The organism is Parasphingorhabdus sp. JC815, assembly GCF_040717415.1.
Taxonomy (GTDB): domain Bacteria; phylum Pseudomonadota; class Alphaproteobacteria; order Sphingomonadales; family Sphingomonadaceae; genus Parasphingorhabdus.
In genome coordinates this window covers 1-572 of record NZ_JBFEFM010000016.1, presented here as the reverse complement: position 1 = coordinate 572, position 572 = coordinate 1, and the positions used below count along the sequence as shown (strand labels likewise).

At 56.3% G+C, this 572-nt stretch carries 1 pseudogene; it reads right to left on the bottom strand.

The window, feature by feature from the left end:
- A pseudogene (locus tag AB1K62_RS14645) lies at positions 1–572 on the bottom strand (hydroxymethylglutaryl-CoA lyase); the annotation flags it as partial.

Below are 572 nucleotides of genomic sequence, written 5' to 3'. Positions count from 1 at the left end.
GGCAGGGCCTCGGCAACGATGTCGCGTACTTTTAATAATTTTTCCAGATTAATGCCGGTATCAATTCCCATCGCCGCCAGCATGAACACCAGATCTTCGGTGACAATATTACCCGAAGCACCGGGGGCGAAAGGACAGCCGCCCAGCCCGCCAAGCGAACTGTCAAATGTTGTTATGCCTTCTGACAGTCCGGCCATAACATTAGCGAGGCCAAGACCGCGTGTGTTGTGCAGATGGAGTGTATTCAGCTTGTCGTTGCCAATCGCAGCTTTAACCTTGCGGACAAGCCGGGTGACCTGAGCGGGGTTGGCATAGCCGGTGGTATCGGACAGACCGACTTCGGCAACGCCGGCTTCCATAGCCGCTTCGGCAAGGCGGACAATCTGGTCATCGGGCACCGGTCCTTCCAACGTGCAGCCAAAGGCGGTGGACAGGCCGACTTCAAAATAAGGGCGCTGCCCTTCGGGCTGCGCGGCGACCAGATCGGCAATCGCCTTGATCTCGGCAATCATCGCGGGATGATCCTTGCGGACATTGTTGATTGAATGGGTTTCCGACATTGAAAACGGGAT